The sequence below is a fragment of the Pseudoalteromonas sp. J2K-J979 genome (assembly GCF_058169715.2).
In genome coordinates, this window is record NZ_CM200282.1 from 113095 (window position 1) to 135177 (window position 22083).

General features: G+C 40.4%; 23 protein-coding genes. 16 read left to right on the forward strand and 7 right to left on the reverse strand.

Annotation, left to right across the window (positions count from 1 at the left end; translation table 11 throughout):
* Window position 1 precedes the first annotated feature (1 nt).
* The 10 genes from AC3KVK_RS17000 to AC3KVK_RS17045 are packed head-to-tail and all read left to right on the forward strand — an operon-like array spanning window position 2 to window position 8306.
* On the forward strand, window positions 2–955 hold the full coding sequence (locus AC3KVK_RS17000; protein WP_490310473.1) for a YbgA family protein: 954 nt from the start codon (window positions 2–4) through the stop codon (window positions 953–955).
* The gene (gene phrB / locus AC3KVK_RS17005; protein ID WP_490310471.1) at window positions 955–2361 is read left to right on the forward strand and encodes a deoxyribodipyrimidine photo-lyase; all 1407 of its coding nucleotides are present in this window, start codon (window positions 955–957) and stop codon (window positions 2359–2361) included. The genes AC3KVK_RS17000 and phrB overlap by 1 nt, the downstream gene beginning before the upstream one ends.
* Window positions 2361–2825, forward strand: a complete 465-nt coding sequence (locus tag AC3KVK_RS17010; protein WP_490310470.1) for a nuclear transport factor 2 family protein — start codon at window positions 2361–2363, stop codon at window positions 2823–2825. The genes phrB and AC3KVK_RS17010 overlap by 1 nt, the downstream gene beginning before the upstream one ends.
* Entirely contained in the window at window positions 2822–3541 is a 720-nt protein-coding gene (locus AC3KVK_RS17015) for an SDR family NAD(P)-dependent oxidoreductase (RefSeq protein ID WP_490310469.1), read from the forward strand. The genes AC3KVK_RS17010 and AC3KVK_RS17015 overlap by 4 nt, the downstream gene beginning before the upstream one ends.
* Window positions 3542–3543: 2 nt before the next feature.
* A complete protein-coding gene (locus AC3KVK_RS17020) occupies window positions 3544–4797 on the forward strand; it encodes an NAD(P)/FAD-dependent oxidoreductase (RefSeq protein WP_490310468.1) in 1254 nt (417 codons plus the stop codon).
* Window positions 4794–5531: a DUF1365 domain-containing protein gene (locus AC3KVK_RS17025; protein ID WP_490310467.1), complete on the forward strand. Its 738-nt coding sequence runs from the start codon at window positions 4794–4796 to the stop codon at window positions 5529–5531. Before AC3KVK_RS17020 ends, AC3KVK_RS17025 begins: the two co-directional genes overlap by 4 nt.
* A 7-nt stretch (window positions 5532–5538) precedes the next feature.
* Window positions 5539–6801 carry a class I SAM-dependent methyltransferase gene (locus tag AC3KVK_RS17030; protein WP_490310466.1) on the forward strand — a complete coding sequence of 421 codons (1263 nt, stop codon included), beginning with the start codon at window positions 5539–5541 and terminating at the stop codon, window positions 6799–6801.
* Window positions 6779–7300: a DUF2878 domain-containing protein gene (locus tag AC3KVK_RS17035; RefSeq protein WP_490310465.1), complete on the forward strand. Its 522-nt coding sequence runs from the start codon at window positions 6779–6781 to the stop codon at window positions 7298–7300. The genes AC3KVK_RS17030 and AC3KVK_RS17035 overlap by 23 nt, the downstream gene beginning before the upstream one ends.
* A complete protein-coding gene (locus AC3KVK_RS17040) occupies window positions 7291–7785 on the forward strand; it encodes a chalcone isomerase family protein (RefSeq protein ID WP_490310464.1) in 495 nt (164 codons plus the stop codon). The genes AC3KVK_RS17035 and AC3KVK_RS17040 overlap by 10 nt, the downstream gene beginning before the upstream one ends.
* Window positions 7782–8306, forward strand: coding sequence for a DUF3833 domain-containing protein (locus AC3KVK_RS17045; protein WP_490310463.1), 525 nt, complete (start codon window positions 7782–7784; stop codon window positions 8304–8306). Before AC3KVK_RS17040 ends, AC3KVK_RS17045 begins: the two co-directional genes overlap by 4 nt.
* A gap of 29 nt (window positions 8307–8335) precedes the next feature.
* On the opposite strand, the gene AC3KVK_RS17050 is transcribed toward AC3KVK_RS17045, so the two are convergent.
* Window positions 8336–8581 (reverse strand): DUF2164 domain-containing protein, encoded by a 246-nt coding sequence (locus tag AC3KVK_RS17050; protein ID WP_490310462.1) that lies wholly within the window; start codon window positions 8579–8581, stop codon window positions 8336–8338.
* A 53-nt stretch (window positions 8582–8634) separates the two neighbouring features.
* A complete protein-coding gene (rluF, locus tag AC3KVK_RS17055) occupies window positions 8635–9510 on the reverse strand; it encodes a 23S rRNA pseudouridine(2604) synthase RluF (RefSeq protein WP_490310461.1) in 876 nt (291 codons plus the stop codon).
* A gap of 213 nt (window positions 9511–9723) precedes the next feature.
* Between rluF and AC3KVK_RS17060 the strand changes: the two genes are divergently transcribed.
* A complete protein-coding gene (locus AC3KVK_RS17060) occupies window positions 9724–10566 on the forward strand; it encodes an HDOD domain-containing protein (protein ID WP_490310460.1) in 843 nt (280 codons plus the stop codon).
* Between the two features lie 3 nt (window positions 10567–10569).
* Here the strand turns inward: AC3KVK_RS17060 and AC3KVK_RS17065 are convergent, their stop codons facing one another.
* Window positions 10570–11466 (reverse strand): response regulator, encoded by an 897-nt coding sequence (locus AC3KVK_RS17065; RefSeq protein WP_490310459.1) that lies wholly within the window; start codon window positions 11464–11466, stop codon window positions 10570–10572.
* A 138-nt stretch (window positions 11467–11604) separates the two neighbouring features.
* Here AC3KVK_RS17065 and AC3KVK_RS17070 point away from each other — a divergent pair, with 138 nt between their 5' ends.
* From AC3KVK_RS17070 to AC3KVK_RS17080, 3 genes are all read left to right on the forward strand, one after another.
* Window positions 11605–12441 carry a hypothetical protein gene (locus AC3KVK_RS17070; RefSeq protein ID WP_490310458.1) on the forward strand — a complete coding sequence of 279 codons (837 nt, stop codon included), beginning with the start codon at window positions 11605–11607 and terminating at the stop codon, window positions 12439–12441.
* A gap of 565 nt (window positions 12442–13006) precedes the next feature.
* Window positions 13007–13561, forward strand: coding sequence for a PH domain-containing protein (locus AC3KVK_RS17075; protein WP_490310457.1), 555 nt, complete (start codon window positions 13007–13009; stop codon window positions 13559–13561).
* A gap of 424 nt (window positions 13562–13985) precedes the next feature.
* Window positions 13986–14705 carry a hypothetical protein gene (locus AC3KVK_RS17080; RefSeq protein WP_490310455.1) on the forward strand — a complete coding sequence of 240 codons (720 nt, stop codon included), beginning with the start codon at window positions 13986–13988 and terminating at the stop codon, window positions 14703–14705.
* 277 nt (window positions 14706–14982) lie between these two features.
* Here AC3KVK_RS17080 and AC3KVK_RS17085 read toward each other — a convergent pair whose 3' ends face one another.
* Window positions 14983–16026: an alkene reductase gene (locus tag AC3KVK_RS17085; protein ID WP_490310454.1), complete on the reverse strand. Its 1044-nt coding sequence runs from the start codon at window positions 16024–16026 to the stop codon at window positions 14983–14985.
* A 122-nt stretch (window positions 16027–16148) separates the two neighbouring features.
* Between AC3KVK_RS17085 and AC3KVK_RS17090 the strand changes: the two genes are divergently transcribed.
* Window positions 16149–16739 (forward strand): TetR/AcrR family transcriptional regulator, encoded by a 591-nt coding sequence (locus tag AC3KVK_RS17090; RefSeq protein WP_490310453.1) that lies wholly within the window; start codon window positions 16149–16151, stop codon window positions 16737–16739.
* A 72-nt stretch (window positions 16740–16811) separates the two neighbouring features.
* The gene (locus AC3KVK_RS17095; protein ID WP_490310452.1) at window positions 16812–18257 is read left to right on the forward strand and encodes a hypothetical protein; all 1446 of its coding nucleotides are present in this window, start codon (window positions 16812–16814) and stop codon (window positions 18255–18257) included.
* 75 nt (window positions 18258–18332) lie between these two features.
* Here the strand turns inward: AC3KVK_RS17095 and AC3KVK_RS17100 are convergent, their stop codons facing one another.
* The 3 genes from AC3KVK_RS17100 to glgC all read right to left on the reverse strand — a co-directional run bounded on the left by AC3KVK_RS17100 (window position 18333) and on the right by glgC (window position 22079).
* Entirely contained in the window at window positions 18333–19085 is a 753-nt protein-coding gene (locus tag AC3KVK_RS17100) for a trypsin-like serine protease (RefSeq protein ID WP_490310451.1), read from the reverse strand.
* Between the two features lie 108 nt (window positions 19086–19193).
* Window positions 19194–20738 carry a glycogen synthase gene (locus tag AC3KVK_RS17105; RefSeq protein ID WP_490310450.1) on the reverse strand — a complete coding sequence of 515 codons (1545 nt, stop codon included), beginning with the start codon at window positions 20736–20738 and terminating at the stop codon, window positions 19194–19196.
* A 21-nt stretch (window positions 20739–20759) separates the two neighbouring features.
* Window positions 20760–22079 (reverse strand): glucose-1-phosphate adenylyltransferase, encoded by a 1320-nt coding sequence (gene glgC, locus AC3KVK_RS17110; protein WP_490310449.1) that lies wholly within the window; start codon window positions 22077–22079, stop codon window positions 20760–20762.
* Window positions 22080–22083: the final 4 nt, after the last annotated feature.

Below are 22083 nucleotides of genomic sequence, written 5' to 3' on the forward strand. Positions count from 1 at the left end.
CATGAAAGAACTGCAATCAGAAATAACGCTTGGGATCAGTGCCTGTGTCGAAGGTCAGCAGGTTCGATTTGATAGAGGGCATAAAAAATCAGACTTCTGCGTCGAAGAGCTAGGTAAACACGTAAAATATCGTGCTTTTTGTCCTGAAGTAGCAATTGGCTTGCCTATTCCGCGCCCGACAATCAGACAAATTAAGAAAGGTGACGTCATTGCGGTGAGTCGCCCTGATGGGTCAGGTGATGTTTCCGATGCGTTAACACACTACGGCCAAACCACAGCTCAGAACATCAATGACTTGAGTGGCTTTATATTTTGTCAAAAAAGTCCCAGTTGCGGTATGGAGCGAGTTAAGGTTTATTATGAGCATGGTAAAAGCTCCGAGTCGACAGGAGTTGGGCTTTTCGCACAAGAGATTATGGCTGCGAACCCTTTATTACCTTGTGAAGAAAATGGTCGCCTCAATGACTTAGGTTTGCGTGAAAACTTTGTCATGCGTGTTTTCACCTATAGGCACTGGCAAGATTTAGTAGCTTCAGGGTTAACTAAACATAAAATGATGGCGTTCCACAGTGAACATAAGTATCTGCTTATGAGTCACCATTTACCCACTTACAAATCACTTGGACAGCTACTCGCTCGTGCTGATTTACCCGTTGAAGACATGGCGGATGCCTATATTCATGGTTTGATGGCGGGCTTAAAACACATTGCAACCCGTAAAACTCACAGTAATACGTTGCAACACCTACAAGGGTACTTTAAAAAACAGCTAGATAAAATGCAAAAACAAGAGCTTGTGCAGCAAATTGATGACTACAGAGCGGGTCTTGTGCCATTACTGGTGCCTCTGACACTGATTAATCATTATCTGAAGCAATACCCAAAACAATATTTAGCTGCCCAAGTATATTTATCACCTTATCCGCAGGATTTAAAACTAAGGTATGGTTATTGATGAATTTAATTTGGTTTCGTCGTGATTTACGCATTGATGATAATCCGGCATTAGCAGCAGCAATCCAATCAGGGCCAACTCGGGCCCTTTTTATCGCCACTCCCGAGCAATGGGCGCTTCACAATGTAGCGCCAATTCAAATCGATTTTATCGAGCGTCACCTTAATTTACTCTGTAAACAACTTAGCGAATACAATATTTGCTTAGATGTATTCGTTTCAACGGATTTCAATCAACAAGTCGAAGTATTGAACCAGTATTGCACCGCGCAGAAAATTCAACAGGTCTTTGCCAATGCTGAGCTCGAACACAATGAACAGCTACGCGACTCAGCCGTCGTTGAGTCAGGGATCTCATTGCACTTGTTTGAAGCAGATGTAATCGTGCCAAAAGGACTCGTCGTCAATGGCAAAAACGAAATGTACAAAGTGTTCACCCCTTTTAGAAATGCGTGGTTGAGTAAACTAAGAGACAGTGGGATCGGGCTGGCGCCACACCCAGCTGAGTTGGCCACAAACACTGAGGCCCCGACTAATGTTTCTCAGATTGAGATACCGACAGCAAAAAAATGCTCAGCCAAGTGGCCATTAGCAGACAAAGTCTTAGCCCAGGTTCTGCCTGAGTTTATTGACGCAAAACATGCTGATTATAAACTTTACAGAGACTTTCCGGCCCAAAAAGGCACCTCAGGTTTATCGCCTTATCTCGCTATCGGGGCTATCAGTCCCAAACGGTTAGTTTTTGAAGTTTCGCAGCACATCCCGCACCTGCTAGAAGACCCAAAAGCTGAAAAGTTTTGTTGGCTTAACGAGCTTGCTTGGCGGGATTTTTATAAACATTTATTGTTTCATCACCCAAATTTAATTAAACACACGAATTTTCAATACAAATATGATGCTTTAAATTGGCCAAATAACCCCGATTATTTTGCAGCTTGGTGCCAAGGTAGAACAGGCTACCCCCTTGTTGATGCCGCAATGCGACAACTCACTAAAACAGGATGGATGCACAATCGGTTACGTATGGTCGTGGCCAGTTTTTTAACTAAACATTTGTTAGTTGATTGGCGTTTGGGTGAACAGTTTTTTATGCAACATCTGATTGATGGTGATTTTTCAGCCAATAATGGGGGGTGGCAATGGGCTGCTGGCACGGGTTGCGATGCACAACCTTACTTTCGGATTTTTAATCCCATTACACAAAGTGAAAAGTTTGATCCTGATGGCTCTTTCATCCGTAAATATTTACCAGAACTCAAAGATGTACCAGTAAAACACATTCATCTCCCACAAGCGTACTTGACCGCGACGGGTCAATTAGAATGCTACTGGGACACCATTGTTGAGCACAAACAAGCAAGAGCAATAGCACTTGATTTTTATAAGCATCAACTGGGAAATACTTAATGGTCAATACAGCAACAAATACAATCGATACCGTGGAACACGCTCGCTGGTTAGATAATTTTGTCGATGTTTACCAACGCTTGAATAAACATAATCTCTCACTTCTGGCGAGCATTTACCATTTTAATGTCGTGTTTGAAGATCCTTTGCATCGGGTTGATGGACGAAGTGCATTAACTGATTATTTCGAGCACATGTACGCCAATGTAACGAGTATCAATTTCGAAATAACCGACCGTTTTATATCGGGTAATAAAGCCGCTTTGTACTGGACCATGACATACCAGCATCCGCGACTAAACGCAGGACGACCGATCCGTGTAGTCGGTCATTCCCGGCTCGAAACTGCTGATGATAAGGTTATTGCTCACCGTGATTTTTTTGATTTAGGTCAGCTTCTCTATGAGCATATACCTGTGTTTGGCGCATCTGTTCGTTGGTTAAAAAATAAGGCTTCACAATGAAAAGCGTCCTAATCACCGGGGCATCTTCAGGGATTGGACGAGCCCTGTGTATCGAATATGCCAACCTTGGCTACCAAGTGATTGCAGGTGGCAGAAATCAAGCCCGACTTGACGCTTTAGCCGAAGATCATAAAAACGTCATCCCATTAATCTGTGATTTAACAGACCTAGACAGACTGAAAATTGTTTCTCGAAACTTACCCGATCTTGACCTGCTAATTTTAAATGCTGGTAACTGTGAATATATCGACGATCCACTTCATTTCGATGCTGCGTTATTCAATCGGGTTATTCAAGCGAATCTCATCTCGGTAGCTAATAGCCTAAGTGCTTGGTTAAAATTACTTAAACCGGCCGGTACAGTTGCATTTAATAGTTCGAGTGCCGCCTTCTTACCCCTGCCTCGCGCAGAGGCCTATGGCGCCTCAAAAGCTGCTGTTAGCTATTTGGCAAACACATTACGTATCGACTTAAAAAACAGAGGCATCAATGTTTCACTTATCCACCCGGGATTTGTTGATACGCCTCTGACAGAAAAAAACACCTTCCCCATGCCGAGCATTGTTACGGCCGAGCAAGCTGCAAAGATAATTCGTAAAGGGTTGGATAAAAACAAAAACGAAATTAATTTTCCACGCGCATTTATTTTTGCCATGAAGTTGATGGCATTATTACCTAATGCATGGTGGCAAAAAATCGCATTAAGGATGAGTTAATAATGAAAAAAATCGCCATTATTGGTAGTGGAATATCAGGTTTAACAAGTGCTTACTTGCTCAGCCGTGAACATAACGTCACCTTATTTGAAAAAAATGATTACATTGGTGGCCATACTGCCACAAAAGACATTGAACTAGACGGAAAAAACTATGCGATAGATACCGGGTTTATCGTTTGCAACGACCGAACTTACCCGTATTTTTTAAAGCTTTTAAGTCAGCTAGATGTACCATTGCAGCCAACTGAAATGAGCTTCAGCGTAATGAACTCGGTCAACGGCCTTGAGTACAATGGAAATAACCTCAATAGTTTGTTCGCACAACGTCGAAATCTATTTCGACCTAAGTTTTGGTCATTGATCAATGAAATTCTTCGCTTTAACAAACAATGTAAATCTTTATACGCGAGTAATGACATTGCACCTCAGCTCACACTGGGTGACTTTCTAACGCAACATCAATTTAGTGACTATTTTTGCCAAAATTATATCTTGCCTATGGGTGCGGCTATTTGGTCAACCAGCTTAGTGGAAATGAAAGCATTTCAACTACGGTTTTTTGTACAGTTCTTTTATAACCACGGCTTATTGAACGTTAATGATCGCCCACAATGGTATGTTATTCCAGGCGGTTCGCGCGAGTATATTGCGCCTTTAATCGCGCGTTTTAAAGATAACATCGAATTAAAGAGCCAAATCTGCTCCGTGACCCGCCAGTCAAACACGGTGACCGTTCACTTTGCTGACGGTTCGCAGCGCTTATTTGATGAAATCGTGTTTGCTTGTCATTCTGACGAAGCTCTGGCGCTCCTTGGTGATCCGACAGATGCAGAAAATAGCATCTTGGGTGATATACCTTACAGTAAAAATACCGTGACGCTTCACACGGATACACGTTTATTACCTGTTCGAAAACTCGCGTGGGCAAGCTGGAATTATCAAATTAATGAACACCTTAACCGCCCTGCTTGCGTGACCTATAACATGAATATTCTCCAAGGTATCCATGGCGAGCATACATTTTGTGTCACCCTCAACCAATCAGAGGAAATCGACTCAAACAAGATTTTAGGTGAATTTCTATATCATCACCCTGTATTTAACCATCAAAGCCTTAACGCTCAACAACGCCGCCCTGAAATATGCGGCATAAATAACACCCATTTTACTGGTGCATATTGGCATAACGGTTTTCATGAAGATGGCGTTCGTAGCGCAGTCGAGATGGCTGAACGATTTGGGATCACGCTATGACAATCCAAAGTGGTGTTTACAAAGGGAAAATCCGTCACAGACGCTTTAGTCCCACATCACACCAGTTTAGTTATCAACTCTCGATGTTCAGCCTAGACCTCGATGAATTATCAGTGTTAAGCAACACCTACTCGCTATTTGGCACCCGTTGGTACCACCCTATTCGTTTTCGAGAAAAAGACTATCTAAAAAGTGAACCGGGTGAATTAAAGCAACGTATTGCAAATAAAGTGTCTTCTTTAGGTGGGCAATGGGATGGCCACAAGGTTGTGATGGTTGCCCAATGCCGCAGTTTAGGACTTTATTTTAGCCCGATTAATTTGTTTTATTGCTACAACGTTGATGGAACATGCACTTGGATGTTAGCTGAAGTAAGTAATACACCTTGGAATCAACGTCATTATTATTTGGTTAATATTAATAGTGACGACTTGACCGAAAAGACATTCCATGTATCACCATTTATGGCGATGCAAATGAAATATAAGTGGGTGGTCAGTTTACCAACGCAAAAGTTAAACGTTCACATTGAAAACCACCCTAACGACGAAACACACGTAAAAGTCTTCGACGCAACGATGGCTTTAACTAAGCAGCCATTCGATAGTCTTGCGTCTTTGCGGACATGGCTAAGCTTACCTTTTATGACACTCAAGGTCGTTGGTGGCATTTATTGGCAAGCACTCAAGTTATTTTTAAAACGTGTGCCTTTTGTCCCTTATCAACATCGTTGAGGTAATAATGGAACAAACACAACAACTTGCACTTAACAGCAACATCAGTTGGTTTAATAACAAATGCCGTAAGATTGTATTTGAACTGCTCAACCAACTAGAAAATGCGGCCATCGAAATCCATGAAGGGGCTAGCTGTCACGTGTTTGGCAATACTAATGCCAATCTTAAAGCGCAAATGCACATACACGATGTCACATGTTATATCGACTTCATCAAAGGCGGCAGTATAGCCGCTTCGGAGGGATATTTAGCTCAAAAATGGACTACGCCCGACCTCACTTGTTTGGTTCGCGTATTTGCCCGCAGTCAGAAACAGCTTGATGAACTTGAGCAAAAATCAGGCGTAGTCGCCAAGATAAAAAATGCCTTATTAAATTTCAAAAATGCCAATACCCAAAGCGGTTCGAAAAAGAACATTCTGGCTCACTACGATCTTGGTAATGATTTGTACACGCGTTTCCTTGATAGCTCTATGATGTATTCGTGTGCGTTTTATACCACCCCGAGTGACTCATTAGCCCAAGCGCAAAGAAATAAGCTTGCTACAATCTGTGACAAGTTAGATCTGCAACCAAATGATCATTTAATTGAAATAGGTACTGGTTGGGGTGGCTTGGCTATTTATGCTGCCACGCATTATGGCTGCAAAGTGACGACGACAACTATTTCAGACGCCCAATATGAGTTTGCACAACAAAAAGTGAACGATCTTGGTTTAAACAACAAAATCACGTTGCTCAAGCAAGATTACCGTCTACTAGAAGGGCAATATGATAAATTAGTCTCAATTGAAATGATTGAAGCCGTGGGTCATGCTTTTTTGCCTAGTTTTTTTAGTAAGTGTAATAGCCTGCTTAAAGAGAACGGGAAAATGCTTATCCAAGCCATCACGATCGCAGATCAACGTTACGATCAATACCGGAAAAGCGTCGACTTTATTCAAAAGTATATTTTTCCAGGCGGATGCTTACCTTCAATCGCGGTGATGGGTAACCACATTGCGAACCAAACCAATATGATGGTTGATCATATTGAAGATATTGGTCTTCATTATGCGCGAACCCTATTCGATTGGCGCCAACAGTTCAATAAAAACTGGGAGGAAATTCAATCATTTGGTTATGACGAGCAGTTTAAACGTTTGTGGCATTATTACCTTTGTTATTGTGAAGGTGCATTTATCGAGCGAGTCATCAGTACACATCACATTGTTGCACGTAAGCCAAGTTATAAAGACGCACACGATGAAACCGTTCTTAGTTATTAACTTCATTTTTTTTCAGGTTAGTTGGTTGCTCAGCGCCAACTTCACTGATGAAGCCACTGCATTTTTGCTGTTGCTTCTTTTATCTCATTTTGCGATTAGTCCAAGTAAAGTTGCTGATTTAAAAGTGTTAGCAGTTGCTGTTATTGGTTGCCTTGCCGATCAGGGATTAATATCCATTCAGGTTATAAACGTTGACAGCACATTCATGCCATTTTGGCTTATTTTATTATGGTGCTGCTTTGCGGTTTCTCTTAATCACTCCTTTTCATGGATGAAAAAGCTGCAGATACCTCATCTAGTTTGTATTGGCGCGATAAGTGGCCCTGCAAGTTATTATGCGGCGCTATCTCTTAGTGCATTCGGTACTTCAGTGTCTACAACCTACTTTTTAATTTCATTTGCCATCGTATGGGCTGTACTTCTGCCATTGGCCGTCAGTGTTAGTCGTGTAAGCACCGTGGAAGTGATTAAAGAAAATAAGGAAGCATCATGCGTGTAATTTTCTGCTTGGTCGCTATTTTACTCACCCATCCTGTCTCTGCTTCTCCCACTGACTCATTGGTTAAAATTGGAGAAGGAGAAATGTCGGTGTTGTTCTGGTCTTTATATAAAGCTCAGTTGTATGGAGCATCTTCTTCTTTTAACAAAGAGCAACGTCCCATAGCACTTAAGATTACATATTTAAGAGACATCAAAAGAGATGATCTAATAGAAGCAACTGAGCAGCAATGGAAAAAAATTGATCTCAGTCATTCAAATATCGAAATATGGTTGAAACAACTCAAAACCATTTGGCCGGATATTAAAAAAAATGACGTGCTCACGATTAGAGTAGAAGATAACTTAAGCCACTTTTATCAACAAGATAAGTTAATTGGTACCGTCAATGATGCTGATTTTGGACCCGCATTTTTAGCAATTTGGCTCTCAGATAAAACAACACGACCCGATTTGCGTAAACAACTACTTGGAATATCAATATGACTCGCTTAATTAGCTTTTTAGTTTTCCTTTTTATTATTAACGGATGCAGCAGTCAAAACCTCACAGATTACCGTACAACGACTCCTAACTTACGTTTAGAAACATTTTTCGAGGGTGATTTAATTGCATATGGTATTGTGTTAGATCGTAGCGGCACCCTGACACGTCGATTCGAAGTCGACCTAAAAGCAAGTTGGGACGGCAATAAAGGCGAAATAAAAGAATGGTTTACCTTTGATGATGGGGAAAAAAACACCCGAATTTGGCAGCTCGAAGCGCTGGGTAACGGCCAATACAAAGGGACTGCAAACGATGTTGTTGGCACAGCCTCAGGTCAAACCTCAGGCTCAGCTTTATATTGGCGATATGATTTGTTGATTCCTGTTGATGGCACTGAGTATCAAATCACGCTCGATGATTGGATGTATCTAATTGATGAAAATCGTTTATTTAACAGAACTGAACTCACTAAACTTGGCTTCAAGGTCGGTGAGGTCATTTTGTACATCGAAAAGAAATAACCTCACTTATAGGAATTGAGCAAAAAATATTAGCCTTCTACCTGCTCAATCTCATAAATTGACTCACCAATTAGTTCAATCTTTTGTTCTATGATGTTGCGAGCATCATGCAGGCCTTGGTTGTAGTAAACAGCACCAAACTCCTTACTAATGAAGTCGAGTAAAAAATCTGCATCAAATTGACCTAAATCATAGTCAAGCTCTAGTTCAAAATAGCGCTGCAACTTATCAATTAACTGCACTTTTTTTTCGTCACTGAATGATATGGTTGCCATGTAAAATCCTTTTGATTGATAAATAAATTGTGATTAATTGTTCAGACCAATCATCATTTTCGCTTTAAAGATAACGTGCCTTTTTTCGGCTCTCTTATCACTTGTTGTTTGTCGAGTCTCATAGCACGTTTTTTAGGCTCTGATGCTTGTTCTTGCACTGGTTTAGTCGTTTTTTTGAAATCTGTTCGTTTGTTTGGATCCACTGAGAGCTCTTCGGTTTTGCCTGAACCTGCTATTGCACGATTAATCAGGGCCATTTCTTTTTCGGTTAAATCTCGCCATTGTCCTGGTCTGAGCCCTTTTAAGGTAATATTCATGATACGAGTACGTTGTAACGTGACCACTTCATATCCTAAAAACTCGCACATCCGTCTTATTTGACGATTTAAGCCTTGTGTTAATGTTATTGTAAATTGACGGTCACCCGTTTGTTTTACCTTACAACGCTTGGTCACAGTGCCTAAGATTGGAATTCCACCGGCCATTTTTTTTATAAATTGGCTATTAATCGATTTATCGACTTGAACAACGTATTCTTTTTCGTGGTTATTGCCCGCTCGTAAAATTTTATTCACCATATCGCCTTCATTGGTTAAAAAAATCAACCCCTCTGATGGGCGATCTAAGCGGCCGATTGGAAAGATACGTTCTGGGTGGTTAATCGCGCGAACAATATTACTTTGAATTTTTTTCTCTGTTGTGCATGTAATACCAACTGGTTTGTTGTATGCGATAAAGACAAACTTAGGTTTATTTTTTAACGGCCGTCCATCAATCATCACTGAATCATTATCGGTGACTTTTGCCCCCATCTCCGGCTTTTCACCATTCACAGTCACTCGCCCTTCTTCAATATATTTATCTGCTTCACGGCGAGAACAAAAACCAGTATCACTGATAAATTTATTTAGGCGGGTAGTTTGGCTCATGCAGGACTCTCAATACTAGAATAAAAAACCCCGCTATTGTAAACGAGCCTAACTGAAAAGGCTTTAGCTTAAGCCAATTAATTACGATAAATCGATGTCCGACTGACTTAACTTAGATCAAATGAATTGACCTATTTTTGTGCTAAAAAGTAAATTAATCACTAAACTATGGCATAGCTCATATTTACACACAGCAAATCGACAAGGGAAACTATGTTTGATATTGATGACAATGTACTGTCGGATCTCAGTAAAGGGTTTAACCTACCACCTAAGCCGGAATTATTAACGCGACTACAACAAGCTATTTCACAACCAGAACCAGAACTTAATGACATTGCAGATATAGTCAATGAAGATGTCGCGATTGCAGCAGCGGTTATTAAAGTGATCAATTCTCCCTATTATGGGTTGGCAAGAACTGTTACTGACATTAAACAAGCTGTCATGTTCTTAGGGTTAGACAGCATTAACCATTTAGTGACAGGGTTTTTAATTAAACAGGCGTTCAACCAACAACAATGTTGTATCTCGTTAGAGCGCTTTTGGGATAGTGCAAGTGAAATTGCAAATATCGCGACTGTCATCGGTAAAAAAATAAAATCACGGGTCCCAATTGAAAACTTACATCTCGTAGGGTTATTTCATGATGCTGGAATTCCTGCTATGGCCTTAAAATATCCAGACTATGTTCATGTTTTAGCAGCTGCAAATCGAGACTATCACACCTCTTTGATTGAAAGGGAGGAACTGGCTTACCAAACCAATCATGCCGTCATTGGCTATTATTTAGCAACCTCTTGGCATTTACCTAAAGACATTTGCCAGATCATATTGCGTCATCATGACCATTCATTCTTGACGGGAAATTGGAATAATATTGATGAACTGACGTTTGCTACATTAAAAATGGCTGAAAATTTAGTCCATGTACAAAAACGTTTTGTTGCTTCGCCTGATTGGCCATTTGTGAAAGAAGCCGTTCTAAAGACACTTGAACTGGACGAAAGTGATTATCTTGATATAAAAGAAGATACAGAAGAAATTTTGGGCTAACAGTTACGAACTGACAATAGTCATTATACCAGATTGATATCCTGGCATCTCGCATAGGATATCAATACGTTCAGACTCAGGTTTTGCGTATAAAATTTCGAGTTTCGCAAACGTCTTTGGTACGAAGCTCACGCATTTTAAACGTAAATTCTTCCGCGTTTTGCGATCCAAAAACGCAAAAGCACTGCTTTGCATCACTTGCTCACACCCATCTAAAATATGCTTACTGATCATTTTATTGGTTAAATAGCGGTCTACTTTTTGAGCGGTTAATTCATTTTTTAACCCGCCGAATAAGCAAGTAGCTCGTATATCTAACATGGCAACAGCCCGGACTTTTTGCGTTTCGAGATCTTCAAATAACGCTAATAAAGCAGGTATTTTTTCACCGCTAAACGCTTGTACTGGCAGCTCTGATAAACTGATGTCTTGGTGTAAAAAGCGATGTAACACTTTTTCTAATTGTGACAGTTTCGGCAAAACTAATGCGCTACTTGTACTGGTTTGGGTATTGAGTATTTCTTCAGTTTCAAACGCACCTTGCATTAATGGCAGCAACGCTTTGTGTAATGCGTCATCTTCAAAAGGTTTGCTTAAAACAAAACTCGCCCCTTGTTCTAATGCCAAATCAATTCGTTCTTCATCACACACAGTTGTCACAATGCCAATTTTAATGGGTAATTCGCGCTTTTTAACTTCGATTAATAATTCTAAACCCGACATATTTGGCATGTGCCAATCACTTAACACAATATCAGGCTGCCATTGACCGATTTTTTCAAGTGCTTCAATCCCGTCATTTGCTTGTTTTATTTTTAGTTGTTTGTAACCAAACTGCTCAAGTCCTCGGCGAACGATTGCTTGCATGGCAACACTGTCATCAACGATCAGAATTTTCACTTAACACCAACTCCTAACAGGATCAGCCATAAATTGTACTGAATATTGATTATAGGCACTATTTTGTAATCAAGCTAAACTAAAGTTCAGTACAAACAGTTAATTATGGCTGTTTCATAACGACACCGCGGAGAGCCTATGCTGCCAGACAAAGTACTCGAGATTTTAGCATTCGATTTAGGCCTGCTTATAATCAGTGGTTGGTTTTTGATCTTGTTATTTATGTTCAGAGAGTTCCGTATAGTCAGCAGCGCTGTGAATCGCTTAACCGGTCAGCTGCCAGAAAATAACCAACAGATAGCCCTCTGCCAACAATCAGTGAATGAAGCACTTGAATCGGTTAACAGCCATACGGAAACCCTCAATCAATTAACCAATGTCCACGAAATTCTTGAAGCTCAATTGCGAGACTTACACCAAAGCCAATCAGCGAATAACAATAAAGAAGATGAAGAAAAAATAATTAAACTCGAAAAAGAGCTCGATCGTTCCAATGCACTGATCAAAAAACTCAAAGGAGAGTTGATCAGCAGTAAAAAACGTTTAGAGCATACAAAAACAAAACTTTATCAACAGTATGATGCTGTGGAGTCCTTACAAAGAGAAAATAAACAATTTATCAGTGAAAACGACCAACTTGTTGCACAAATGGAAAATGATGAAGAAAAAATGCAGCTCGAAAAACAAATCAATCGGTATTCAGCTCAACAAACTCAATTGGTCGAGCTTGCCAGTGACTATAAAGCCAAACTTGCCAAACAAGGCAAAGAACTCAATTACTTACGTCAAAAAAATCAAGAGTTATCTAACATCAATAATGTCGAAAGTAACGCTAAACTTGATGAAAAAATTAATCAATTAGAGCAACAAGTTAAAGCAGCCCAAGATAAAGCGACGCAAATTGAAACCGAAAAACAGTTTCTAGAAAGTAAGTTTATTGAAGCCGTGACCGAACTTGATAAATTAAAAAATTAGCAGCGTGATAGCCTGAGGTGAAATGTAGTAGCTCATATCTGATCTGACAGTATACGCAACTAGGTTTAGACTTTATCTGACAGGCAGCGAGGAGCGAAAAGCAGTTAGTGATTAATCACAATGTATGAAGTCAAGATTTGATCCCATTGGTTTTGCCATTGGTTCAACTTAAAATAATGGTCGAATTGGGAATAGAAACCGCCGTTTGGCTCGAAGCTGTGCAAAATTAAGGCGGCAATACAGCAACTACGCAGACCAACCCAGTGCCCTTAGTCAATGTGCCCATCAACATCAACAAAATTGGTATCGCGGGTTCGGTTAACTCGCACCTTTTAACCATCATTAAAGCAAGCTAGGCATGCGCCTAGTTTTGTGATGCCTGAAAAGCTTAAGCCAATTTATACGCATCATCAGTTTTGATAGTGAAAAGTCCGTACATCAATTGTTTTAACGCTGAATCCATAGCATACATCATTCCCTTTTATATCGAATTTTGTCTTGCTTTTGAATACAAACTATTTAAAATCAATTAGATATTTATTGCTGTCATGTATTTTATATTTGTATGTCTGATCCTATTTTAAAAAGTGCCACGTTCGATCTTAAAGTAAAACAATATTGGTTAACGTTTGGCATAGTGGTATGTGTGGTGAGCATGGTTGGCATACCGTTCATGCCAGTGGTTGGTCTCGTTATTTGGTTACTAGCAGGGCGAATTTTAGCTGCAATGTCAGCAGACTTACTTGAGCGTAAGTTAGTCGTAAAACGCGGTATTTTGTTTAAAGAAGAAAAATCCATACCGCTTGAAAAAATCACTGATGTCGGCTTAAGCCAAGGCCCGCTGATGCGGTTATTTGGCCTGTACCGGTTAAGCTTTGAAACCGCAGGGCAATCAGGCCAAGGCGCATTAGTGTCATTGCTGGGCGTGATAGATGCCAGTGAATTTCGTGAAGCGATTTTAACCCAAAAAGATAATTTAACCGCGAATGCACCAGCAAAATCAACAAATGAAGAAAGCCCGCAAAGCCAAGTAGAGCTGATACGCGCACTCACCTACAGTGTAAAAAATATTGAGCAACTGTTAGTTACACTGCTCGATGAAAAAAATAGAAATACATGACATATATGGACACGACCCGCTTTGCAAGCACGATTGGTTTTTATCTTGTAAAAAATGCAAAATAAATCGTTTATTCTTTTTGGTCGTTAACATTTGCTCATGTGGTTTTCTAATTAATAGATATTAAAAAATATCAGCACTGACATATATACAGGCTCTGCTCTTCCTCAGATTATCAAGAAAAGAGTGGCGGGAGTTGACCCCCGCCGGCCTCTGATGAACTCCGTACTTGAAACACTTAAACACCCACAGAAACCGCAAGAAAACCCATCTAAAACCCCGATTTAAAATCTCACCTCAAAATAGCCTAAATGATTGAATCAAAATAGGAACTCAGTTATGGTTTGCTGATTAATAAAAACAAATTTAAAACGAGTAAATCTACAGGCTCGTTATGTATTTTTCAGGTTTTGGAGTTTAGGTTATGGGTAACAGAATAGATAAAGAACTGATTGACCCAATAATAGAGCCATCATCAGAGAAATCTCATAGAATAGTTAGAGCAACCTTATCAATGGTGCCTTTAATAGGAGGTGCTTCAGTTGAAGCATTTAATGCCATAATTGAACCTCCAATGCTAAAGAGAAAAACAGCTTGGATGGTACAAGTCACTGAAGTTATAAATAAATTGTTAGATGACGGAGTGATAACAGAAAACACTCTTCAAAATAATGAACGGTTTATGACTACGCTAATAAATGCTAGTGCTATAGCAATAAAAAATCATGATCAAGAAAAGCTAAAAGCTTTAAAAAATGTCATTTGTAGCTCTGCTATGGGTGAATCACCAGATGATGTTGTGCAAAATGTTTATCTACAAGCTATTGATTCCTTTTCATCTTGGCATATCAAAATTTTACATTTAATTGATAATCCAATGAAATGGGCAGAACATAATAAGCATGAATTCCCGAAATGGAATGCAGGTTTAAATACTGGTGCTATCAGAGATTTATTAGAAAATGCTATTCCTGAAATGGTTGGTAATTACGAAATTTATAATACTGTATGGAAAGAACTATTTGCTAAGGGCTTTATTACTCAAGAAGATTACGGCGTTGACAGAAGTAAGCCTGTTCTTGAAAGTAGAACTACTAAGCTGGGATCAAATTTTATCAAGTTTATAGGCGAACCAAATACATAACAAACAGTTTAAAACCGGACAAAATTCACTGATATTTTTTATTGGAAACTTAAAGTTTTAGAAGTGAACGGTAGAAGTGAACGGGGTCAAATCTTGACTTCAAGAAGTGAACGGGGTCAAATCTTGACTTCATACATTAAAAAATCTTCAATGTCTGCTTATGGCTGTGACTGTCAGATTTGGTTGAGTTTTATTATTCGCATCTGACAGATCATGTTAAGGCTTATTCAGGAAATGCGGGCAACGATGCATCTATGCCCGCTATTTAATTTAATGACTAAACCAATGTGCTCAACATGTCTTCACTGTATGGCGTTAAAGCTTGCTGATGCTTTACACGTTCAACATAATCTGGATTTGCAATCAATGGTCGGCCTATTGCGATTAAATCAAATTCATTATTTTCAATTGCGGTGGCTGCTGATTCGGGTGAATATCCTCCCACCCCCACTAACGTGCCGCGGTAGTGCTCGCGCAAATAACGGGAGATTCGCCCACCGAGATAATCAAACTCCATCGCATCGTCAAAAATGCCGCCATGTAAATACGCCAAGTTTCTTGTTGATAGCTGGGTTAACAAATAATCGAAGACTTCGCGATCTTTTGGATCTGGTTGCATATTAAAATAGGCACCCGGTGACACTCTTAATGCTGTACGCTCACAGCCTATGGCCGCAATAACAGCATCAACAACTTCGAGGGCAAAGCGCGACATATTACTTGGCGTTTGGCCATAATCATCATTTCGTTGGTTGCTCGCATAATGCAAAAATTGGTCAATCAAATAGCCATTTGCACCATGTATTTCAACACCATCAAAGCCAGCTTCTAACGCATTTTCTGCTGCTTTAGCATAATCTTTAATTAACTGCTCAATATCACTCAAGCTTGCTGCTTTCGGAGTTTGATATGTCAGTTCTCTCATTCGGGGAACCGAACCTTCAATCCCAATTGCCGAAGGAGCGAGCACCTCGCCTTCACCAAAAAAGTATGGGTGGGCAACTCGCCCTACATGCCATAACTGTGCAAATATTTTCCCACCTTGACTGTGAACCGCATCAGTTACTTTTCGCCAACCTTGTATTTGTTCGCTGGTATAGAGACCAGGAGTGTTCGGGTAACCCTGTCCATCAGGGCGGATAATGGTTGCTTCTGAAATAATCAATCCTGTCCCTGCTCGCTTTTGATAATAATCAGCCATTGCTTGGGTAGGGACTAAATTTTCATCAGCCATACACCGTGTTAACGGCGCCATAAGGATGCGGTTTTTTAGCGTGACCACTGAGTTAAGTGAGTATTGAGTAAATAATTTATCAGACATGGGAACAACTCTTTATTGAATGTTCATTCAAGATACTTGTAATTGAATAAACGTTCAAGTACTTTTTTGAACGTTTATTCAATATGAGGTATAGTCTCACTGCTAACATAAGAGACTCACCAATGCGAAATGCCGAATTTGATAAACAAACTGTATTAAGACATGCCATGAAAACTTTCATGGAATTTGGTTATGCTAAAACTAGCATGCAGAAACTGACCCTCGCAACGGGTTTGCATCCCGGTTCAATTTATTGTGCATTTGGAAATAAACAAGGGTTGCTCTTGCAAGCGATTGCTCAGTACCAGCAAGATAAAAATGATGAGTTCCTCAGTTTTTTTACTGACAATACCCAGGTAATAGGTAATCTCACCACTTACTTAAATCACATTGTTGATCAATGCACTCGCTGTGATAGTTCCAAAGTGTGTTTATTAACCAAGACACTGAGCGAAGTATCTGGGCATGATCCCAAAATAATGTCTGTTCTCACTGATAATTTAGACAGCTACCAACAAGCGCTCACTGCGCAGTTTTCTCTTGCGATAGAAAATAAAGAAATCACTTCTGATAAATCGGCTAGTGAATTAGCACAATTTTTTGCCATGGGAATTTATGGGTTACGGACTTACTCACAAAGCCATCCTGATCCAGATGTGCTCAAAGCACTCGCTCAACATTTATTATCCTGTGTCTGTATGAGTCAACGATAGCAGAAAATTAACATAGAGAGACAGCCTAGCTTAGTCTATGCTTTACGGTGATAAAAATAAGGTAATAACCCAATGGCATCAAACGCTTTCAATGAATCAACGTATATTAAGACTCTCAAACAGATTTTAACATCTATTCACAATACCAGTTCGCTCGAAGACTCAATCTATCACCATGCCATTGCTTATTTCAGCGCTCAGGAGCACACTGCAGAGCAACTCCACCAGCGCCAGCAAGTATTGAATGAAGCACTCAGTAAAAAAGAACAAGCCGCAAAGCCTGTTGCAAGCATCGAAGCCAAGGTTAAACAAGCTAAGCATGCTCTCAAAACACAACAAAAAGAACTGAATGAGCAACGATTGCAACGCCTATCCCAAATCAAAGAAGTGGCACTGAATATTATCGATTTATGTTATGGAGATTCATTGACTGACACTAATACGCGCTTTGCCAAATGCTTAGGCGCACAATTGCTTTTGGTCCCAACCTTACCCAAACAAGCGGTCAGATATAACCATCTCAGTAAACACCTCTATCGCGCAGTCTTAAGCTTAAAATTGTTTGATCAATTACTTGCTGAGGGCTTTATTAAAAATAAGTTTGTCCTTGAGTGTCACAATCATTCGCTGAATCATGGCAGTGATCAATTTAAACAATGCATTCAAGTCCCTCTTGTGATGGTCTCTATATTACTTGATGTTGGGAATTTTCATCCTGAGTCTTTGGCCATTTTAAAAGGGCCTGAAGGCAAACTAGATGAATTACGCGCACTGAATAATGACGACAGAATTGCGTTACTAAAAATAAATTATCAACAAACAATTAATTTTTTAATTGAGGGTCTCGGTGCCGATCAGTACATAGGTAATTCAAAAGCAGAAAAAGCAGAGTTCGATGAATTAGAGCAACAAAAAATTATTTTTATTAAAGATTTACTACTCAAAGCTGTAAATCCGCAGCAAGGCATTGGAAATGTGATTAAAATTCCACAGGTTTACACCTCAATTGTGATGTCGAGTAAACTCAATTTCGCCTACACCACAGTACCCAAAGCCTTTTTGATTCTCGACAAAGGTGTCGAGCACGGCAGTCACAGTCAAATTGCTGTCAATACCCTGCTAAAAATCACAGGTATTTATCCGCAAGGGTTTGGAGTGACTTATATCCCCAAGGATGACACCGGCTATGACTTACCTCGCTACGAGTATGCGATAGTCAATCGTTTATTTCCCGAAGATCCACACGTGCCAATTTGCCGAATTGTGACCCGTAACCTGACCTTTATTTCGTCTGGGGATGATGCAACGGTCCCTGCCAGCCAGAATCTATATTATCCCGCCAATAGAAAAAAGCTTGAAAAAGTATCACCTGAGCGACTAAAAGAAATTTTAAGTCAGCTCTGGTCTAATTTTGAACAGCGTCAGGACGAAATGGAACTTGTCCCGCAGTGCTGGCAACCTCACGAGTATTTCAGCTATGCAAAACACCAAAACTTATGGAACAAAACCGTATTGTAAAACCAGCATACTGCCAAATATTGAGCGCCAAGAACTATCATTGACTCGCTCTTTGATTTTACTTACGCGAGAGGATTAGTCGAATGTACAATTTTCCCTTGCTGGCACCATACTTTTGCCACCGGCGAACAGCTCAGTCGCAATAATGCTTCGATAAGATACCGATCCAAGCATGACTTGATTTAACCAAGAGTGGTAATGCGCGATACGGGTAAATTCGGGATCTTGCTCCGTTGCAAAGCGTGAATTTGTTAAACCCAGAAGTCGCGCTCCTTTAGGATCATCTGTAAATAACAAGCGCAATGCTTGTGAGTCGGCTAAAGCTTTGGCTGACGCTGATTGATCGTTGTTCACTTTCAATAAACCGCCATCAATGAGTAAAGGCTGGTTAACTTGATAATAACGATTTTGAACGGATGAGCCCATTTGTTTTTCACCGGTATAGAGATAAGCAACCAGAGATTGTTCTTTTTTACGTTGCTGTAGAACAATCGGCGTATGTTGATTATTTTTCTCAGATAATTCAATTAGCGCAATATCATGACCGCGTTTATGTTGAAAGTCGGGCTCTAAATATATTTGTTTAATTGCCATCGTCTGCTGTTCAAGCGCTAAAGTTGATTGAGGTGTGAAGCACTGCGCCATACTCGCCGTTGTTACGACCCACAGTTCATTTACTAACACCCCAACAACAGCCTCCTGTTGATAGCGAACCAAAGCTTGTTCAATATAATTGCGACTAAACTGTTCATTTGAAGCCACTAATGCCGATGTTGCGTTCGATGCATGTCCAATGAAGAATAATAAAAGAAGACCTAATTTTTTCATAACAAACCAAAATTTGTGACTCATGACTACAGAGCATAACAAGGAAAACACGATATAAAAGAGATATACGATGAAAAGAGGGCTCAAAGTTACGTTTGAGCCCATAGTTTAGCAGTAAAGACGGTTTATATATCCCTTAACACTGTCAAACCAACTAAACCGCGTTGCTTTTGCTTGTTCAACTAATTTTTTCCAATCCTCAGGCTGTTCAACAAACATCGTTAAAGCATCACTAAAAACAGTCTTGAGTTGCTTTGTTTGTGTATCCAGTGAGTCGCCGTGAAATACAAAGCCGTTTTGTAAGTGCCTGATGGTATCTTTAAGGCCGCCAACACAATTGACTAAACAAGGTTGACCCGCGCGAAGCGCGAGCATTTGACTGATCCCACAGGGTTCAAATGAGCTAGGCATTAAGAATAAATCACCAATAGGGTATAAGCTATCACTTAAAGATTGCCCATAACCATTGAGAAATACAATATTTTCATGCCGGCCCATCAGCTTCATGAACTCTTGCTCAATTTGTGTGTCACCACTGCCTAAAATGATCATTCTTCCATTGACCAGCGCTAACGCATTTAGCATGTCATCCAGCACAGATTGACCATGATAGCTTTGGCGTAATAGCAGGACCTTTTGATCAGTTAAACGCCCAATAGATGTAATTAAAGGGCCTGTCTGACTCCCCAAATCGCGCCACTGGTTGATCCGCTCGTTAGCAAGATAATGGACTGTTTTTAAATGAATATCATTACTGAGCCAACGTAAAGCATGCCGTTGTGCATCTGACAAAAACGTCTCAAAGTCTGAAGCGTCTTGAACAGGCTGCTCATAGTCACACCCGTTGATGATGCCAATTAAACGCCCTTGCTGGGCAGCGTGGATGAGATCCTCTTCTAAACCTTCCCCACCAAAATACCCTTGTTGGTGATTACTTGGTTGCAAAATTTCTTTTGCATAGGTATCGGACACTACGTGTATTTTGTCAGCTAAGTTAATTGCCGCGCGCATCGGATTAAAACAATGTCGATAACGCGGATCGCAAATAACTTGTCCATCATAGCTAAGTGATGGAAACCAAGTTTCAAGCGAGGATTCATCATGAGAAAAAGGGCGTATCCCTTGTAACGCAATATTATGAATTGTAAACACTTGTTTGATCTGCTTAAGTGCTCGATACCGTTCGCTGAAATGAATCAATACGCTAGTCACCGCACTATGCCAATCATGCAAGTGTAATACATCCGGGATAGCTAAAATTCGTAAGGCTAACGCTTCAGCCACCGCGGCATTAAATAACGCATATTTACTGGCATCACGTGCAAAAGGACGATTGTCATTATCGTTAAGATAGATCCCGCCACCTTGATTAAACAGCGGATGACAAAGCACATACTGTTTCACTGCACTCTCGTCGACTTCAAGCTCATTGAGCACCAATTTTTCTTGGCATCCTTGAAAAGGAACAGTAAACGACTGGCTAGCAATAAGCCGATAATGATCACTAAAGTTATTATAATCAGGGATCACAACACTAACTAGCTGGCCTTGTTTAACTAATGCCCGTGGTGCATCACGCACAACATCTGCCACACCACCTACTTTAGCTCCCTTAATAGCGTCATTTTCGGACGCTATCATTAATATATGCATTAGGTTACTGCTTCCTATTTGTTAAATGACTTCAGGTTGTTTGCGTTCTGTTACGTGACACTGCTCAGCTTGTTTCACTTTAGCTGCATATGCGGTCAACATATCACGAGTCACCAGTACAATCCCTTTTTTAGAAACTCTGAAACCATTTGCAATATCTTGCTCTGCATCATAACCAATGCACATATCAGCCGGTATTTCACAGTTTCGGTCAATAATCGCGCGGCGGATCCGACTATTACGACCAACAATGACCCCTGGTAACAATACAGCTTCTTCAATTGTACAGTAAGAGTGAACATGAACCTTTGAAAATAACAAAGACTTACGAACCGTAGAGCCAGAAATAATACAGCCGCCTGATACTGTAGAGTCCACTGCCATCCCGCGACGCTCATCGTTATCAAATACAAACTTAGCCGGAGCGAGTTGCTCTTGATAGGTCCAGATTGGCCACGATGCATCGTATAAGTCAAGCTGTGGTTCAGGTGTCACTAATTCCATATTGGCTTCCCAAAAAGAGTCCAACGTTCCTACATCACGCCAATAAGGTTGACCATGTTGACTCGGATCGCTAAATGGGAATGCAAATACATTGTGCTCTTCGATGATGGCAGGAATGATATCATGACCAAAATCACGCCCCGAACCTTCACGCTCAGCATCATTTTTTAGCTGCTCAAACAAAAATTCGGTATTAAATACATAATTCCCCATCGAAGCTAAACACTGATCGGGCTTACCCGGTATTGATGACGGCTCTTTAGGTTTTTCATCAAAGCGTTTTACTCGGTTATCACCGTCAACGGTCATAACACCAAATGTGCCAGCCGCTTCTTCACGAGGTACTTCAATACAGCATACAGTCATATCCGCACCGGTTTCAACGTGCTTGGCCAGAAGCGCGCCATAGTCCATTCGATAGACATGATCACCCGATAATATCATCACGTATTTGGGTAACTCATGCCGAATGATATCCATATTTTGAAAAACCGCATCTGCAGTCCCACAATACCATTCATCACCATACCGCTGTGAAGCTGGTAAAATCTCAACTGATTCCCCTAATTCTTTTTTAAAGTGTCCCCACGCTCGATTAACATGACGAATTAATGAGTGGGATTTATATTGTGTGGCAATACCAACTCGGCGGATCCCAGAGTTAATACAGTTAGAAAGTGGAAAATCAATAATTCTGAATTTACCACCAAAATACACAGCGGGCTTAGCGCGCCAGTCGGTTAATTCATGTAAACGAGAACCACGACCACCGGCTAAAATCAGCGCATAGGTTTCACGCGTTAAATTACTAATATAACGATTTGCATAACTAGGCATAAAA

Coding starts and splice junctions, on each gene's coding strand:
- AC3KVK_RS17025 (WP_490310467.1), top strand. CDS start 4,794: ATGACAATCCAAAGTGGTGTTTACAAAGGGAAAATCCGTCACAGACGC.
- AC3KVK_RS17040 (WP_490310464.1), top strand. CDS start 7,291: ATGCGTGTAATTTTCTGCTTGGTCGCTATTTTACTCACCCATCCTGTC.
- AC3KVK_RS17045 (WP_490310463.1), top strand. CDS start 7,782: ATGACTCGCTTAATTAGCTTTTTAGTTTTCCTTTTTATTATTAACGGA.
- AC3KVK_RS17100 (WP_490310451.1), bottom strand. CDS start 19,085: ATGAAAAAATTAGGTCTTCTTTTATTATTCTTCATTGGACATGCATCG.
- AC3KVK_RS17105 (WP_490310450.1), bottom strand. CDS start 20,738: ATGCATATATTAATGATAGCGTCCGAAAATGACGCTATTAAGGGAGCT.
- AC3KVK_RS17020 (WP_490310468.1), top strand. CDS start 3,544: ATGAAAAAAATCGCCATTATTGGTAGTGGAATATCAGGTTTAACAAGT.
- phrB (WP_490310471.1), top strand. CDS start 955: ATGAATTTAATTTGGTTTCGTCGTGATTTACGCATTGATGATAATCCG.
- AC3KVK_RS17080 (WP_490310455.1), top strand. CDS start 13,986: ATGGGTAACAGAATAGATAAAGAACTGATTGACCCAATAATAGAGCCA.
- glgC (WP_490310449.1), bottom strand. CDS start 22,079: ATGCCTAGTTATGCAAATCGTTATATTAGTAATTTAACGCGTGAAACC.
- AC3KVK_RS17050 (WP_490310462.1), bottom strand. CDS start 8,581: ATGGCAACCATATCATTCAGTGACGAAAAAAAAGTGCAGTTAATTGAT.
- AC3KVK_RS17085 (WP_490310454.1), bottom strand. CDS start 16,026: ATGTCTGATAAATTATTTACTCAATACTCACTTAACTCAGTGGTCACG.
- AC3KVK_RS17090 (WP_490310453.1), top strand. CDS start 16,149: ATGCGAAATGCCGAATTTGATAAACAAACTGTATTAAGACATGCCATG.
- AC3KVK_RS17070 (WP_490310458.1), top strand. CDS start 11,605: ATGCTGCCAGACAAAGTACTCGAGATTTTAGCATTCGATTTAGGCCTG.
- AC3KVK_RS17015 (WP_490310469.1), top strand. CDS start 2,822: ATGAAAAGCGTCCTAATCACCGGGGCATCTTCAGGGATTGGACGAGCC.
- AC3KVK_RS17035 (WP_490310465.1), top strand. CDS start 6,779: ATGAAACCGTTCTTAGTTATTAACTTCATTTTTTTTCAGGTTAGTTGG.
- rluF (WP_490310461.1), bottom strand. CDS start 9,510: ATGAGCCAAACTACCCGCCTAAATAAATTTATCAGTGATACTGGTTTT.
- AC3KVK_RS17010 (WP_490310470.1), top strand. CDS start 2,361: ATGGTCAATACAGCAACAAATACAATCGATACCGTGGAACACGCTCGC.
- AC3KVK_RS17030 (WP_490310466.1), top strand. CDS start 5,539: ATGGAACAAACACAACAACTTGCACTTAACAGCAACATCAGTTGGTTT.
- AC3KVK_RS17060 (WP_490310460.1), top strand. CDS start 9,724: ATGTTTGATATTGATGACAATGTACTGTCGGATCTCAGTAAAGGGTTT.
- AC3KVK_RS17075 (WP_490310457.1), top strand. CDS start 13,007: ATGTCTGATCCTATTTTAAAAAGTGCCACGTTCGATCTTAAAGTAAAA.
- AC3KVK_RS17095 (WP_490310452.1), top strand. CDS start 16,812: ATGGCATCAAACGCTTTCAATGAATCAACGTATATTAAGACTCTCAAA.
- AC3KVK_RS17000 (WP_490310473.1), top strand. CDS start 2: ATGAAAGAACTGCAATCAGAAATAACGCTTGGGATCAGTGCCTGTGTC.